Origin of the sequence: Pedobacter riviphilus, from assembly GCF_014692875.1 — a bacterium.
Lineage (GTDB): Bacteria > Bacteroidota > Bacteroidia > Sphingobacteriales > Sphingobacteriaceae > Pedobacter > Pedobacter riviphilus.
The window spans coordinates 1269576-1285635 of sequence record NZ_CP061171.1; the positions used below are offsets into that span (position 1 = coordinate 1269576).

Genomic DNA, 16060 nt, shown 5'->3' on the forward strand with positions numbered 1-16060 from the left:
CCAAGACACCAAGAAATAAACTTCGTGTTCTTTGTGTCTTCGTGGTTAGTAATGCTCAAAGCGCTACAATTAATGACAGCTGAGTTTAAACGATTATTCAAAAGATTTAAGCATGGATTCTATTTGCTGGTTGATTTTTGCAATGTCAGCATCATATTTATGCGAATTTTCGTCTACAGCTTTATACATCAGTTCGTAAGCCTTAATCCGTAAATTGCAATATTCTTTTAAAGTCTTATCGCGCTCCCTAACAAATGGTGGAAGGTTCAATTGCTCTAAACTGTCCAGTAAACTGATGTTTTCATTCCAGTAATAAATTCCGCGGTCGCGGATTTCGTATAATACATCTTCCTTTTTTGCATCTGCTTTAAGCGTATAAACGCCAAGGGCCATTGTTTCCAAAGTTCTGAAACGCTCAAATCTTTTGTCGTATGTGGTTAAACTTTCTGTATTCGGGATCGATTTAATCACACCAAAAGATGAAAAAAGCATTAATATACATAATGCAGCAATAGATACAATCCCTAATGACGGCTTTTCAGGGTTCCTTAAGCTGGGAGTTAAAGCATAGCCGATTACCAGGCCTGAAACCAATCCGCCGATATGGGCCGCGTTATCAATGCCTCCTTTCATACCATAAGCGAGGTTATAAACCACAAAAATGCCGATACTCGTTAACAATTCTTTTCTCGTTTCTTTTTCGATCAGATCAGTGGTAAGTAAAGCAAGAAAAACACCATACAAGCCAAAAATTGCACCAGAAGCACCTGCACTGATCGTTTGTTCGTGCCACCAGGTACTTGCCAGGCTGGCTCCTATACCCGTTAATAAGTAAGCAGCAATAAACTTGCTTTTTCCAAGCATAGGTTCCAACAGTACACCAACATAAACTAATGCGTACATGTTAAAAAGAAGATGTAATATACCGATATGTAAAAAGCAATTGGTGATTAACCGCCAATATTGCCCTATGGAAATTAGTGGACGGAAATTGGCGCCCCAGTTAATGAGGATTTCAGAACTTGGCGAAAAAATGTTTGCGCCACCGATAGCCATCAGAATAAAGATCAGAATATTTAGGTTGACCAGTATTGGTGTGAAGAAAAAATCCCTTTTAGGAATAAACAGCGAAAAGAAATTTTTAACCTTTTGTGTTGCAGATTCTGCAGGAATTTTTAATAGATCAGCAGCAGATAAATCAAGCGAATTGTGTAATTCCTGCGATTTAACCGAAAGTTCATCAGGTGAAATTTCTGCCTGCACAGTATCAAAAGCAGCTAGAAAAGCTTGAACGTTCTTTTTGTTCTTATTAAAATCAATCATTTCGCCTCCAGTCGATTCACTCGAAATGGTGGCCGTTTGTTCTTCAATAATCAGTTTGATTTCGCTGCTTGAGTTAATGGCGGAAGTACTGCTTTGTGCAATAAAGCCGCTTGCACTTTGATAGTGAATGCTCCAGTTGAGCCGTGCTACTGCCTCGGTGGCTATTGTTAAAAATTCTTGTGCTGTTAGTGCATGAAGTGGAATTTCTTCCTGGTACTTAGGTGTAATGCCTATGGCCATATAAAGAGAGTTAATGTTTCAAGTTCACAAATATAAACGATTGATTTATATTATATAAGTTTTAAGCCGGCCTGGCCACTATTTAAACAATAGACTTAAACTAATCTCTATTGGCACTAAGAGAATTTATTACCTAGGGATTAAGAAACGATCAGCTTTGTGCTTTAGCGCCTTTGTGGTCAATATTTAGGTGATGGTTTCTCCAATCCTCGTAACTCATTTCAAATTTCACTTCTCCTTTATTTACAACGCCCACTTTTTTCCAGCCTTGCCGGGTATAAAATTCTTCAGCACGGGTATTGGGCGATGTACCCAGCCAAACCGGCTCACGCGTTTGATCGAAATACCAGTCCATCATCAAGCGGTGCAGTTCTTTGCCAATGCCTTTGCCTTCAAATTCTGGTCGCAGGAATAAGGCCCAGATGTTACGCTCCTTTAAATCTACGATGGAGAACCCAACTATTGCTCCGTCTATTTCGCAGACCCAGCCTTTACCGCGTTGCGTAATAAATTCTTCGCAATCTTTGTCAGTAACCAGCGCCGGATCTGACAAAATGTTCTCTTTTACCGTATGTCTGACAATTTGTATGGCAGTTATGTCAGTTGTTTTTGCAGGGCGGAAAATCATGGCCTATTATTTTATTGAAATTAACTTAAGTAAAAATGTTCGTTTAAACACTTTAAACATTAATTGTAAGGCATAAAACTAGGCAATAAAATGTTTATGACAAATGAATGATTGTCAATTCTGCAATTGGTTCTACATTTGCTTAACGGTGTTAGATTATTTACACCTTATATTCTGAGTGATGGGAAGTAAAGAGAGAATTCTACGTTTAAAAGATGAAACCAGAACAAAAATTCTGGATGCTGCCTTGAATATTGTTCAAACAGAAGGCTGGCAGGCATTGAGTATGCGTAAAATTGCCGACCAGATTGAATATACTGCACCAATTATTTACGAGTACTTTTCTAACAAGGACGGTATCTTACTGGAACTTACCAGAAGGGGATATTTAATGTTGGCGAAAGATATCCGAGAAGCCAGGGATAAACACGAATCTCCGGAAGATAAAATGGAAGCCATGTGGATTGCCTACTGGAACTTCGCCTTTGCCCACAAAGAATTTTATCAATTGATGTACGGGGTAGATATGGTTTGTTGCAGCGTTAAAAAGTCGATGCCCGAAGCCGAAAACGTGGGGGGATGTTAGGGGATGTAATCGAATCTTTATTCGAGAAAAAACCAGTATCTGAAGATGATATCTGCATGAAGTATTACACTTACTGGTCCATCATCCACGGTTTAATTTCCATCAACCTGGTTCGCCCCAATGGCAGAACTACCGACGAGTTAAACCAGCAAATTTTAAAAGATGCCATCAAGGGCATTACATTATCTATTAATAGTTAATTTTTTTTTACACGATAATTTAACACTGTTAAATTATTATACACCATAAGTCCAATTAAATTTAATCATATGAAATCTCTACATCGCTTGTACCCTTTACTTAACGCTGTTAAACAGTTTAATAGTATTAAGTTATTGTTAACAATTTCTCTACTATCTATAATTCTGGTGAGTTGTAAGTCGTCTCCTGACCAGGCTGCAGCTGCACCACCGCCACCAGCTTTACCTGTAAGCGCAATTAACGCGAGCACAGAAACTACGTATATTGAATATCCGGCTTCTATTCAGGGGGCTGTTGATATCGATGTGCGTCCGCAGGTAAGTGGTTACTTACAAAGTGTTTTGGTTAACGAAGGCGCTTATGTAACCGCTGGGCAAACCCTGTTTAAAATTAACGAAAACCCTTATCGCGAGGCTTTAAACAATGCTAAAGCGAGTTTACATGCAGCAGAAGCCGCTATCTTAAACGCTCAGTTAGAGGTTGATAAGTTAACACCACTTGTTCAGAATAAAGTTGTTTCTGATATTCAGTTAAAAACGGCAAAAACAGCTTATAAAATTGCGCAGGCAAATGCCGAACAAGCTAAAGCCAGTGTTGCTGCAGCACAGATAAACTTAGGTTATACCAATGTTAAGGCTACTGTTAGCGGTTACATCGGCCGTATTCCTAAAAAACAGGGAAGTTTAGTTTCTCCGACAGATCAGGTTGCTTTAACACAGTTATCCGATATCCACGAAGTGCATGTTTATTTCTCCCTTGCAGAAAACGACTTCAACAGTTTTAATGCAAACTACCCGGGTAAAACACCTGCCGACAGGATTAAACATTTGCCAGCGGTAGAACTTTTATTGGCTGATAATTCTGCCTATCCAATTAAAGGCAAGATCGATATGATCGATGGTCAGTTTGATAAAAACACAGGTGCCATTACGCTTAGGGCAAGTTTTCCTAATGCAAGTGGCGTTCTTCGCTCGGGTAATACCGGTAAGATCCGTTTAGGTTTGCAGCACGATAATGCTATTCTGGTGCCTCAGTCATCAACGGTAGAAATGCAGGATAAAGTATTTGTATTTACTGTAGGCGACAGCAGTAAGGTGAAAAAACAAGCTATTACCATTGTTGGTAAAGCCGGCGAAAATTACCTGGTTAAAGACGGGGTAAAAGTTGGCGACCAGATTGTGTTAAGCGGCGTTGATAAATTACAGGAGGGCATGGTGATCCAGCCTCAAAAAGCAGCAGATAAAGTAGCTGTTGCAAAAACAAAAAATTAATAAGACCTAAAATCTAAAAAGTCATGTTTCAGAAATTTATAGACAGGCCTGTACTTTCGACTGTTATTTCCATCTTACTGGTAATAGTTGGTATACTTGGCTTAACAAAGTTGCCCTTAGAGCGCTTTCCAAATATCGCACCTCCGTCGGTATTGGTAACAGCGGTGTATCCTGGGGCCAATGCCGAAACGATTTTACGTTCGGTAACTCCTTCATTGGAGGAAGCAATTAATGGTGTGGAGAACATGACATACATGACCTCCAGCGCCAGTAACGACGGTACTTTGGCTATTACAGTTTACTTTCAACAGGGTACCAATCCCGATCAGGCAGCTGTTAACGTGCAGAACCGGGTTTCGCAGGCCACAAGCCAGTTACCTGCAGAGGTTGTACAATATGGTATCACCACCACCAAACAGCAAAACAGCTTTATTGGCGCTATCGGTGTTTACTCAGAAGATCCTAAAAAATACGATGCCGTTTTTGTGAATAACTATGCGCAGATCAATATCATTCCCGAACTTAAACGTATCCCGGGTGTAGGTTCTGCCAGTGTATTTGGTGGTATTAAAGATTATTCAATGCGTATCTGGTTAAACCCAAGTCAATTGGCCACTTACAAAATTACACCCAATGAAGTGATCACCGCCATTCAGGACAAAAACCTGGAAGCAGCACCTGGTCGGTTTGGGGAAAGAAGCAACGAAGCCTTTGAATATATCATTAAATATAAAGGTAAACTGACCAAACCAGAGGAATATCAGAATATCGCGATCCGTTCTAATGCTGATGGTTCTATATTACGTTTAAAAGATGTAGCCCGTGTAGAATTGGGTGCTTATAGTTATGGTAGTGTAAACCGTTTAAACGGACATGATGGTATTACCATTGGTATAATCCAGTTATCAGGCTCAAATGCCAACGAAATCCAGATTGCCATTGATAAACTGATGGCAAAACTATCTAAAGATTTCCCTGCAGGTATTAAGTTCAATCAGTTTTACCGTACCAAAACCGATCTTGATGAATCCATCAATCAGGTGGAGCACACTTTGATAGAAGCCTTTTTACTGGTATTTATCGTTGTATTTATCTTCCTTCAGGATTTCAGGTCTACTTTAATTCCGGCTATAGCCGTTCCGGTTGCGATTATCGGTACTTTCTTTTTCATGCAGTTGTTCGGCTTCTCTGTTAACCTTTTAACCCTGTTCGCGCTTGTACTGGCCATAGGTATTGTGGTAGATGATGCGATTGTGGTGGTAGAAGCGGTGCATGCCAAAATGGAAGAAAACCCTTCGCTTAGTCCGAGGGCGGCAACTACCGAGGCGATGAATGAAATTACCGGGGCCATTATATCGATTACATTGGTAATGGCGGCCGTATTTTTACCGGTTGGTTTTATGACCGGCTCAACAGGTATTTTCTACAAACAGTTCGCCTTAACCATGGCTATTGCCATCATTATATCGGCTGTTAACGCCTTAACCTTAAGTCCTGCGCTGGCGGCCTTATTTTTAAAGAACAAACATGCCGAAGGTGGACATAACGCACCTAAAAAAGGTTTTGTAGAAAAGTTTTATGCAGGTTTTAACGGTGGCTTCAATTATATGACCAACCGTTATGTTGGCGGCTTAAAAGTGCTTATCCGCAACAAATGGATCAGTATGGGCGGGCTTGCCTTAATCGTTCTGCTTACCATTTTCCTTGTAGGCAGAACAAAAACAGGCTTTATCCCGACAGAGGATCAGGGTTTTGTGGCTATCGCGGTTGCCAGTCCATCGGGAACATCATTGGCCAATACCAATAAAATATTAAAACAGGCCGAAGCAGAGTTGAGAGCAATGCCATCAGCAAGATTTGTGATGTCGTTGGCTGGTTATAACTTTTTAACCGCATCAAACAGTCCTTCAGCCGGCCAGATTTTCTTATTGTTAAAACCAAACGAGGAAAGAGGGGCGGTTAAAAATATCGATGAGATACAAAATATCGTAAGGGCTAAAATGGCAGCCATATCTGCCGGTACCTTCTTTGTATTCAGTTTCCCTACGGTTCCGGGCTTTAGTAACGTAGAGGCCATGAACGTAATGTTACAGGATAAAACGAATGGCAGGCTGGATAAATTTAGTGGTGTAGCAAATAACTTTATCGGAAAGTTAATGGCGAAACCGGCTATTGCTTATGCTTTTACTTCTTATAAAGCAGATTATCCGCAGTTACAATTGGATGTTAACGACGAAAAAGCCGATCAGTTGGGCGTAAGCAAAAAAGATATCCTACAAACCATGCAGACTTATTTTGGTACTGCGCAGGCATCAGATTTTAACCGCTTTGGTAAATATTACCGGGTAGTGGTTCAGGCTGATGTGGCCGACAGAACCGATCCGGCAAGTATCGACCGTGTGTTTGTTAAAAACAAAAATGGAGAAAGTGTGCCGATTAGTACCCTGGTTAAATTAACCCGCGTATATGGTTCTGAAACGGCTTCGCGTTATAACCTGTTTAACTCTATCGAGGTAAATGCGATCCCTAAACCGGGCTTTAGTTCTGGTGATGCGATTAAAGCGATAGAAGAAACTGCCAGAGAACAATTGCCAACGGGTTATGCTTACGAATTCTCCGGACAAACACGTGAGGAGATTTCTTCAGGCGGACAGTCTACTATAATCTTCCTACTTTGTTTAGTGTTTGTTTACTTCTTATTATCAGCACAGTACGAGAGTTACATCTTGCCATTGGCAGTAATACTTTCTATCCCTACAGGTGTATTCGGTGTGTTTGTGGTATTGGGCTTAACCGGTATCGAAAATAACATTTATGTACAGGTAGCGCTGATTATGCTGATTGGTTTGCTGGCTAAAAACGCCATCCTGATTGTGGAGTTTGCCGTGCAGCGACGAAAGGCAGGTCTCAGCTTGGTTGATTCGGCTATAGAAGCAGCGCGATTGAGGATCAGGCCAATTATTATGACATCACTTGCCTTTGTGTTTGGTTTATTCCCGATGAGTATTGCAACAGGTCCATCGGCTCAAGGTAACCACTCTATCAGTATTGGTGCTGCAGGTGGTATGGTATCGGGTGTAATTTTAGGTTTGTTCATCATTCCGGTACTGTTCGTCATCTTCCAGGCCTTACAGGAAAAAATATCAAAAAAATCAAGAAATGAGGTTGTTCACCACAATGGAGAACCTGTAAATAATAATCATGTAGTTTATGAAACGGTTTAATATCATTACCATCCTGCTCCTTGCTTTAATCTGGAGCGGATGTTCGGTTTCGAAAGATACAGCCTTACCCAATATTGCGCCAGGCTTATTTAGAAACAGTTCACCACAAGACTCTTCGAGCATAGGCACAATGCCCTTAAAGAGTTTTATCAACGACCTCACTGTTCAAAATTTAATTGATACAGCTTTGGTTAAAAATTACGATATGCAGATTGCATTGAAAAATATCGATGCAGCCGAAGTATTGTTTAAACAATCGAAACTGGGTTATCTGCCTGAACTGAAACTGCAGGTGTCGGCAAATTCAAGCCGTCCGAGCGATAACAGTTTAAACGGATTAAGTCTGAACCAGTTTACAGGCTCAACACACATTGAAGATTACAATGCAAACCTGGGTTTGGTTTGGGAGGCCGATATCTGGGGCAAAATCCGCAACCAAAAGGCTGGCGCTTTAGCCAGTTTTTTGCAGACAGAAGAGGCACGTAAAGCCGTTCAAACGCGTTTGGTGGCCAATGTTGCACAAGGTTATTACAATTTGTTAATGCTTGATGCACAATTGGAAATTGCCAAAAAGAACTTAAAGCTGAACGATAGCACGCTGAGGATTATCAATTTACAGTTTGATGCCGGACAGGTAACTTCGCTGGCCATACAGCAAGCCCAGGCACAACAGCTGGTTGCCGCGCAGCTAATTCCCCGTTTAGAGCAGGGTGTAACCTTACAGGAGAATGCTTTAAGCGTACTGATTGGTACTTTGCCTAAAGCCATTAACCGCGAGAGCCGTTTAGATAAAATGAATATCCCACAGAACCTGAATGCAGGTTTTCCTTCGTCGATGTTAAGCCGCAGGCCTGATATTAAAAGTGCCGAACTGGCTTTAACCATTGCCAATGCAAAGGTTGGTGTAGCGAAAGCCAGTTTATATCCATCGTTGGTGATTACCGCAAGCGGAGGCATCAACTCTTTTAAAGCAAGCAACTGGTTTAATGTGCCGGCATCTTTATTCGGATTGGTTGGGGCAGGGATTACACAGCCGATTTTTCAGAGAGGACAGCTGAAAAGCAATTTAGAGCTGGCTAAAATCGACCGTGAGAAATCGGTGATCCAGTTCCGTCAGTCGGTATTGAATGCTGTTGGCGAAGTGTCTGACGAGTTAACGAAAGTAGAGAAGTTAAAAACGCAATACAGCATAGCTGAAAAAAGGACACAAACTTTGCAACAGGCCTCGCGCAATGCCAATTTGTTGTTTAAAAGCGGTATGGCCAACTACCTGGAGGTAATTACGGCGCAAGGCAATTTATTGCAGAGCGAACTGGAGTTAACCACCATTAAAACAGAGCAGTTAAATGCTGTTGTTGGTTTGTACCGCTCGTTAGGGGGTGGGTGGAATTAATTGAAATATCTAAACCTATAAGGTCTTAAAGACCTTATAGGTTTGTGTATAAATTTAGGCACTAAGGGCGCGATGTTCTTGGTGCTTTTTTGTTAATAAATGTTTCTATGGCGCTTTGCTATATCATCCGATCGTCATTCCCGCGCAGGCGGGAACCTTAAAGCGCTTTTAATTTTAAAACTATGGGTGGGAACTCCCCTCCTTCAGGAGGGGTTGGGGGAGGTTTTGCCTTCCGCACTATCTTGCCTCGGCTCACCGCCGCCGAGGGCTCTTACTTTTGGCTTGGCCCAAAAGTAACAAAAACCCAAGGCTTGCATCCTTTCTTGTAAAAACCTACGGAAATCTTAATTGCGGCAGTATCGAGGCTCTTAGGCCTGGCTTATCCCCATCGCTCTCGCTTTGATCCTGCCTTAGGTTGTGGGTTATGAGGGGGAGTGCAAAGATTTCCGTGCTTTTTCCGGCGGAAATCTGCCAGGCCGGATAGCAGGGTGCAGATAGCATGGAGCATATTGCAGGATGCGGTAATTTGTTTTTTAGCCCTTTCCCTTTCAGGGGAAAGGTGACGATAGGTGGATAGGGGTTTAAGGCGCTCGCTATAATCCGATCGTCATTCCCGCGCAGGCGGGAACCTTAAAGCGGTCGCTATGTTGCTGCCTTCTGCCCGGGCTTGCCTCGGCTCACCGCCGCCGAAGGGCTCTTTCTTTATCCTTGATGATAAAGAAACAAACAATCAAGGCTTGGATCTGATGTCGGATAAATTCGTCAAAGCTTTTTTGGTCGTCAGCACAAGCCCCCGATGAAAAATCGGGAGGGCGTGCTGCCTCAAGGTAGTAGTAGGTTGAAAGGAGGTGCAAAAGCTTTAACGTTTTCTCCTTCCATCATATCCCAGGCCGGATAGCAGGGTGCAGATAGCATGGAGCATATTGCAGGATGCGGTAATTTGTTTTTTAGCCCTTTCCCTTTCTGGGGAAAGGTGCCGATAGACAGATAGGAGTAAGGCGCTCGCTATAATGCGGTCGTCATTCCCGCGCAGGCGGGAACCCTAAAGCGCTTTTAATTTTAAAACTATGGGTGGGAACTCCCCTCCTGAAGGAGGGGTTGGGGAGGTTTTGCCTTCTCCACCATTTCCATACCCCAATACCGACACAACTGTGCTCCAAAATAACTCTAGGCTATCTTTCTCTTCACCTTTTATTTAGCTATTGTTAACCCGCAAACCGAAAGCGATGCAAGTCTTTAGTATCGCTGACCTTTAACGTGGCGCTGTTTCAACCAAAGCAAGTCCGAAGCAGTAGGCAAGTAGGTGTACGGCAGGGTGCAGGCAAGCCTGGTCGAAAGGTGGCCTAAACGTGGGGTAAATGTGGCGTAAAGGTGGGCTTTGGAATATTTTTTTTGGGATTTTTAGTCAGATTGACTAAATTGGGTGATCATCCCTTTTGTTTAACCTAATATACTAAAATTATGGCTATCCAAAATGGAATTATCAAAATTAATGGGCAACTGGGCGATCTTGTTTTTTACAAACGCGGAAGTAAGGATGTTGTCAGACAAAAAGTTGCGCACAAACAACAAACCGAAGCGAGCAAAAAAAGCAGTCGCGATTTTGGCACGGCCAGCAGAAATGCCGCTTATATCCGTAAAGCATTTGCACCGCTCGTAAAGCTTTACGCTTATGGCGATCTCCTCAACCGCTTGAACAAACGTTTTATCGAAATCTTTAAAACCATCCCGGCCGAACATGCAGGTGATAAAAGGTTGATTAATGGTGATATCACTTTGCTTAAGGGTTTCGAATTTAACAGCAGCAAGCCCCTCGGAACTTTATGGCTTAGCGAAACCGATTTGCGCATAGAACCCGATGGATTAGTAAAATTGATGCTGCCTAAGGGCGAAATAAAAAACCTCCTGAAACCGCATCCTAAGGCTACCGAAGCCCGATTGCAGGTGATGGGCTTTTATTTCGAACTGGATGCTAACGGTGACTACGAAATTATTGAAGTAAATGACCTGGTGATCCCTTTAAGCAACAGCCATTTTCCGAAAACAATCTTGACCTTACACCTAAATCACCAGGGTGATAAAGCCTTGATTTTCGCCATGGGCATTTCATTTTTTACGGGTGCTGCCCGCTATGCCGACCGGCGTTATTATGCGGCTAAAATTATTCACGCCCTGCATTTAAAGGATGGCTTGGTCGTCGATTTTGTGGGGCAACCTAAAGTGGAAAGGGAGGTAGTGGAGCAAGGAAATAAGTTAAGCTGGGTGGTTGAGGAAGGTTGAGTTTGCTGTTATTTTAAGCTGAATTTTTAGGTATTTAATCAGGTTGGTGGTGCTGTGAATCTGTACCTGAATTATTTAATGCACCGATGAGTTTGGTCAATCTTGAAATATTTATAGGATTGCACTTCCCAAATCAACAGTATATTCTTAAATTGGGCATCATTAGCCTTATGACCGAAGAGATAACAGCAGCATTACTAAAGTTTAGAGACGAGCGCGATTGGGCGCAGTTTCACAATCCTAAGGATTTAGCCCTTGCCTTAAATATAGAAGCGGCTGAGTTGCTTGAGCTATTTTTGTGGAAGAATGCCGAAGATGCTAATGTTGATAAGATAAAAGAGGAACTGGCAGATGTTTTCTCTTACGCGTTATTGTTAGCCGAAAAATATAATCTGGATGTTAAGCAAATCATTCTGGATAAAATTAAACTCAACGATAGCAAGTACCCAGTAGATAAAGCAAAGGGAACGGCTAAAAAGTATAATGAACTATAAATGAGTAAACGTTATCTAATTAGCACCTCTAAATTTTCCGAAGAAAGTTTAACAGATATAAGTTTAAAACATCAGAATTTTTTATCCTGGCCATTAGTTTACTTTTTAAGTGAAAACAATGAGCATGAAGCTTATGTTGGGGAAACTACCGACCTTGTTAGTAGGATGAAAGCCCATTTAAAAAGCAATCGTAAAAAAAAACTTAACTCAGTACATTTAATTTCTAGTAATCTTTTTAACAAATCTGCAACGCTAGATATTGAATCGAATTTAATAAAATACATAGCTGCCGATGGCCGCTATAAGTTACAAAATGGTAATTTAGGCGTTATTGACCATAACTTTTACCAAAAGAAGGAACTATATTGGGATATTTTTAAAGATATCTGGTCTGAACTCCGAACGTTGGGTATTACCAGACATTCTTTAGAATACATAGATAATAGTGATCTTTTTAAATATTCGCCTTATAAAAGTTTGTCGGAGGATCAGGTTAGTAGTCTAAAAGCGATACTTAAATGTTTGTTGGATGATCGGGCAAAGGTGAGTTTAATTGAAGGTGGTGCTGGAACAGGAAAGAGTATTTTAGCTATATTTTTATTTAAACTCTTAAAAACAGATACCGAAGATTTTAATTTTACTGATTTTGACGAGAATGATCTGGAACTTTTTGATTTGTTTAAAAAAGTTAAGGAACAATACGGTCATTTGGAAATGGCTTTAGTAGTGCCTATGTCCTCGTTTAGAAAAACAATAGAAAAAGTTTTTAAAGGGATTAAAGGGTTAAAATCAAATATGGTTATCGGGCCTGCTGATGTGGCTAAAAAGAAATATGATTTATTAATTGTTGATGAATCACATCGTTTAAGGCAAAGAGTGAATTTGGGCGCTTATTTTGGTGCCTTTGATCAAAACTGTGAAGCACTAGGTTTCGATAAAATGACGAGTTCTGAGCTGGACTGGGTTTTAAAACAAGCCGATAAAAGCATCTTATTTTATGATGAGCAGCAAAGTATAAAACCTTCTGATGTGTCGACCATTGCTTTTAATAATTTAAAACAAAAAGCCGGTATCCGTTACGAAATATTGAAAACTCAATTTAGGGTAAAGGGTGGTGCAGAATACGTAAAATTTATTCAAGGTTTGTTTACTGAGCAAAATAAGGCATTAAAACCTTATACACCTGGTTTAAACTATGAGTCATATCTCTACGAATCTCTAGATGATATGGTGAATGACATCAAATTGAAAGATCAGCAATTTGGCTTATCCAGATTAATTGCAGGTTTTGCCTGGAAATGGATTTCAAAGAAAGATAAAAGCAAATTTGACATTGTTATCGAGGATACAAAGTTGCAATGGAATGCCGTAACCGTTGATTGGGTAAATACACCAAATGCCATAAATGAAGTTGGTTGTATACATACTATTCAAGGTTATGATCTAAATTATACTGGCGTAATCATTGGGCCTGAAATTAGCTATGATCCTATAACAGAAAAACTAATTATTCATGATCAACTATATCAGGATAAAAATGGCAAAAACTCTATTAAAGATCCTGAAATATTAAAAAACTATATTATTAATATTTATAAAACCATTTTTTTAAGAGGAATTAATGGAACTTTCGTTTACGTTTGCGATCCAGTACTGCGTAACCATTTTAAAAAGTTTTGGCGATTAAAAGAAACCATAGCTGAAGTTAAGCCGCTAAATATATATCCGAACAAAGCCAACGGGCAATGCATTCCTTTTTATGATTTAAATATTGCTGCGGGTTCATTTTCCTATTACCAGCAAGTTGAAAATATTAGCTTTTTGGAATTGCCTGAAAGCTTAAAGGCAAATGCCGATCTATTTGCTTGCAAAATTGTTGGCGAATCTATGAATAAAATTATCCCTAACGGATCAATTGCGTTATTTAAAAAATATAGTGGAGGCTCACGTAATGGATTGATTTGCTTAGTCGAATCAACCAATATATATGATAAAGATTTAGGCGGTCAATATACTATTAAAGAATACAGAAGCAAGAAAGCCCAAACTGATGATAGTTGGGTGCATGAAGAAATTACCTTACATCCTTTATCTACCGATGAGTATTTTAAGCCCCTTGTTTTAAGAGATGAAGAAACTATTGATTTAAAGGTTATAGGGATTTTTCAAAAAGTGTTGCCTTAACAGATTATTTTAAATAAAAATTTTCTCTCCGATACGGAAACCCGTAATTTTTACCTCTCGCGGCCCGCTATCTTGGTGCCATGAAAAGATTTTATTACATCCTGTTTTTAAGTATAGGTATACTGGCCTGTAGCAAACAAAATGAACTAGGACGAGATACAGATACCGAAACTTATACCCCATGTGGCACATATAAATCAGGCCAAAAATTATATCAGGGCTCTAAAGGCGGGTGCTTTTACTATAATAGTAAGGGGAATAAGGAATATGTAGAGCGGAGTGCGTGTAAGTGTTAGTAAATCTTTATATTTTAAGAAGTGATTTTGGAAATTCAACTTATTCGTTTATCTTGTGATATCTAAATAATTCTAGCTCTGTTCCCTTCGTATTCTATCAAAACCTTCTTTATAAAAAATCATATAATAGTGTATCGTCATAAGTGATGATTGTTAGCTTCTAGTTATTTTAAATACTATGTCGTTATAATTCATGCCACCAGTGCATTTGTGTACACTATTAGTTAACCAACGTTAAACTAAAAGTGGATATTATGTCCGAGACCAAGAATGTATTTATTAGCCATCATCATAAAGATGATAAATCAGTAACTGATTTTACGAATCTATTAGGAGGCAAGAATTATAATATTAGGAATAGTTCTATCAGAATTAATAAAGAAAAAAATAGGGAGCGGTTAGAAAAAAAGCAAATACCTCAGCAAACCTTAGAGCGACTTTTAAGGATGAAAATGCGCTGGGCAGGAACCGTAGTAGTATTAATTGGTTCGCAAACTCACTCAAGAAAATGGGTGAATTGGGAAATAGAACAGGCCGCCAAGTTAGGTAAAAGAATCATCGGTGTTTTTATGCAAGGTGGTAAAGATGCTGATATGCCAGAGAATTTAGAAAAATTTGGTGACGGTGTTGTTGGGTGGAATTCAAATAAAATAATAGATGCTTTAGAGGGTAAAGATGTTGGATGGTGTAATTCTGATGGTGCGCCTAGAAAGCCAGAGAATAATGTTATAAGAATAGGTTGTCAATAATGGCAGTTTATGCATATAAGATTACTAGGGATTATGGATTTGCTCCAAATCCATTTGGAGCATATTGCTCTTTAGCTTGTTGTAAACCACACATTAGAAAAAAAGCTAAGATAGGTGATTGGATTATTGGTACTGGTGCTGTAGAAAATGGATTGTTAAATCATCTAATTTTTTTAATGAAAGTAACGGATAAATTAACTTTTCAAGAATATTGGTTGGACGAAAGATTTAATTATAAAAAACCTGTTTTAAATGGAAGTTTGAAGCAAATTCATGGAGATAATATATATAGTAATAAAGATGGAGTTTGGATTCAGTCAGACTCACATCATAGTCTACATGATGGACTGCTTAACGAAAAGAATTTAAAGCAAGACTTGAGTGGGGAATATGTCTTGGTATCAGATCATTTTGTATACCTCGGAGATAAATATTTCAAAGTTCCTAACGAATATTTAGATATATGTCCCGGTATTAGACATAGAGATTATATAACCGTTCATAATGAGCAATTGGCTAGAGAATTTATAGACAAGGTAATTAGTAAATATGATTTGGGCTTAACTGGTTTGCCTCTTAATTGGAAAGAGTATGGACAAAAGAGAATTTTTTAAAGATGGCACTAAATAGATATTATTATCCAACAAAATATGAATCTAGAGCAAAGGTCATTTCTTTAGGGGTAAAGTGTGTATTTATATCACATCAACAGAATGATAAGGATGCCGCTAGAAAAATAGCAGATTATTTAATTAATGCAGGAGTTGATGTTTACTTCGACGAGTATGATGGTGATTTAAGAATTAGTCATCAATCTAATAATGCTAGAGCCGTTACTGATTCTATTAGAAAGGGAATAAATAATAGTTCGCACATGTTAGTTTTAGTATCTCCAAATACATTGCGATCTACTTGGGTTCCTTTTGAAATAGGCTATGGTTATGATAAAACAGATTTAAGTGTGCTGTGTCTTAAGGGAATTCCAAAAGGCTCTTTGCCAGAATATATTAGAACAGCTAATATTATCCGAGATATATATGATTTTAACATTAAAATCAGTAATGTTTTAGAGAAAAGCCAATCGTTGTTAGAAGAAACTAAACTGATGAGTTCTTATGCAAATTCGGCAAATCCTCTTTCCAATGTAATGGATGCTATGATAAATGATCCGTATAATTAATTTGAAATAGA

General features: G+C 39.4%; 13 protein-coding genes. 11 read left to right on the plus strand and 2 right to left on the minus strand.

Annotated features, from left to right (window positions below; genetic code table 11):
• Positions 1-93 precede the first annotated feature (93 nt).
• Entirely contained in the window at positions 94-1563 is a 1470-nt protein-coding gene (locus H9N25_RS05315) for a rhomboid family intramembrane serine protease (protein ID WP_190328184.1), read from the minus strand.
• A gap of 151 nt (positions 1564-1714) precedes the next feature.
• On the minus strand, positions 1715-2191 hold the full coding sequence (locus H9N25_RS05320) for a GNAT family N-acetyltransferase (RefSeq protein WP_190328185.1): 477 nt from the start codon (positions 2189-2191) through the stop codon (positions 1715-1717).
• Positions 2192-2372: 181 nt separating this feature from the next.
• Here H9N25_RS05320 and H9N25_RS05325 point away from each other — a divergent pair, with 181 nt between their 5' ends.
• The 11 genes from H9N25_RS05325 to H9N25_RS05370 all read left to right on the plus strand — a co-directional run bounded on the left by H9N25_RS05325 (position 2373) and on the right by H9N25_RS05370 (position 16049).
• On the plus strand, positions 2373-2777 hold the full coding sequence (locus H9N25_RS05325) for a TetR/AcrR family transcriptional regulator (protein WP_330221090.1): 405 nt from the start codon (positions 2373-2375) through the stop codon (positions 2775-2777).
• Positions 2771-2977, plus strand: coding sequence for a hypothetical protein (locus tag H9N25_RS25250; protein WP_330221091.1), 207 nt, complete (start codon positions 2771-2773; stop codon positions 2975-2977). The genes H9N25_RS05325 and H9N25_RS25250 overlap by 7 nt, the downstream gene beginning before the upstream one ends.
• Before the next feature lie 69 nt (positions 2978-3046).
• Positions 3047-4249: an efflux RND transporter periplasmic adaptor subunit gene (locus tag H9N25_RS05330; protein ID WP_190328186.1), complete on the plus strand. Its 1203-nt coding sequence runs from the start codon at positions 3047-3049 to the stop codon at positions 4247-4249.
• A 23-nt stretch (positions 4250-4272) separates the two neighbouring features.
• The gene (locus H9N25_RS05335) at positions 4273-7473 is read left to right on the plus strand and encodes an efflux RND transporter permease subunit (RefSeq protein ID WP_190328187.1); all 3201 of its coding nucleotides are present in this window, start codon (positions 4273-4275) and stop codon (positions 7471-7473) included.
• Positions 7460-8866 (plus strand): TolC family protein, encoded by a 1407-nt coding sequence (locus tag H9N25_RS05340; protein ID WP_190328188.1) that lies wholly within the window; start codon positions 7460-7462, stop codon positions 8864-8866. The genes H9N25_RS05335 and H9N25_RS05340 overlap by 14 nt, the downstream gene beginning before the upstream one ends.
• A 1461-nt stretch (positions 8867-10327) precedes the next feature.
• Complete coding sequence (locus tag H9N25_RS05345; protein ID WP_190328189.1) at positions 10328-11146, plus strand: hypothetical protein; 819 nt, start codon at positions 10328-10330, stop codon at positions 11144-11146.
• Positions 11147-11316: 170 nt separating this feature from the next.
• Positions 11317-11640, plus strand: coding sequence for a nucleotide pyrophosphohydrolase (locus H9N25_RS05350; protein WP_190328190.1), 324 nt, complete (start codon positions 11317-11319; stop codon positions 11638-11640).
• Positions 11641-13824 carry a DNA/RNA helicase domain-containing protein gene (locus tag H9N25_RS05355; protein ID WP_190328191.1) on the plus strand — a complete coding sequence of 728 codons (2184 nt, stop codon included), beginning with the start codon at positions 11641-11643 and terminating at the stop codon, positions 13822-13824.
• A 550-nt stretch (positions 13825-14374) separates the two neighbouring features.
• Positions 14375-14869, plus strand: coding sequence for a TIR domain-containing protein (locus tag H9N25_RS05360; RefSeq protein ID WP_190328192.1), 495 nt, complete (start codon positions 14375-14377; stop codon positions 14867-14869).
• Positions 14869-15483, plus strand: coding sequence for an Nmad2 family putative nucleotide modification protein (locus H9N25_RS05365; RefSeq protein ID WP_190328193.1), 615 nt, complete (start codon positions 14869-14871; stop codon positions 15481-15483). The genes H9N25_RS05360 and H9N25_RS05365 overlap by 1 nt, the downstream gene beginning before the upstream one ends.
• Entirely contained in the window at positions 15450-16049 is a 600-nt protein-coding gene (locus H9N25_RS05370; RefSeq protein ID WP_223833597.1) for a toll/interleukin-1 receptor domain-containing protein, read from the plus strand. The genes H9N25_RS05365 and H9N25_RS05370 overlap by 34 nt, the downstream gene beginning before the upstream one ends.
• Positions 16050-16060 lie beyond the last annotated feature (11 nt).

What these genes read in the sequence shown, in the direction of transcription:
- H9N25_RS25250 (WP_330221091.1), top strand. Translation starts at nt 2,771, where the DNA reads ATGTTAGGGGATGTAATCGAATCTTTATTCGAGAAAAAACCAGTATCT.
- H9N25_RS05355 (WP_190328191.1), top strand. Translation starts at nt 11,641, where the DNA reads ATGAGTAAACGTTATCTAATTAGCACCTCTAAATTTTCCGAAGAAAGT.
- H9N25_RS05325 (WP_330221090.1), top strand. Translation starts at nt 2,373, where the DNA reads ATGGGAAGTAAAGAGAGAATTCTACGTTTAAAAGATGAAACCAGAACA.
- H9N25_RS05320 (WP_190328185.1), bottom strand. Translation starts at nt 2,191, where the DNA reads ATGATTTTCCGCCCTGCAAAAACAACTGACATAACTGCCATACAAATT.
- H9N25_RS05330 (WP_190328186.1), top strand. Translation starts at nt 3,047, where the DNA reads ATGAAATCTCTACATCGCTTGTACCCTTTACTTAACGCTGTTAAACAG.
- H9N25_RS05345 (WP_190328189.1), top strand. Translation starts at nt 10,328, where the DNA reads ATGGCTATCCAAAATGGAATTATCAAAATTAATGGGCAACTGGGCGAT.
- H9N25_RS05360 (WP_190328192.1), top strand. Translation starts at nt 14,375, where the DNA reads ATGTCCGAGACCAAGAATGTATTTATTAGCCATCATCATAAAGATGAT.
- H9N25_RS05335 (WP_190328187.1), top strand. Translation starts at nt 4,273, where the DNA reads ATGTTTCAGAAATTTATAGACAGGCCTGTACTTTCGACTGTTATTTCC.
- H9N25_RS05365 (WP_190328193.1), top strand. Translation starts at nt 14,869, where the DNA reads ATGGCAGTTTATGCATATAAGATTACTAGGGATTATGGATTTGCTCCA.
- H9N25_RS05350 (WP_190328190.1), top strand. Translation starts at nt 11,317, where the DNA reads ATGACCGAAGAGATAACAGCAGCATTACTAAAGTTTAGAGACGAGCGC.
- H9N25_RS05340 (WP_190328188.1), top strand. Translation starts at nt 7,460, where the DNA reads ATGAAACGGTTTAATATCATTACCATCCTGCTCCTTGCTTTAATCTGG.
- H9N25_RS05315 (WP_190328184.1), bottom strand. Translation starts at nt 1,563, where the DNA reads ATGGCCATAGGCATTACACCTAAGTACCAGGAAGAAATTCCACTTCAT.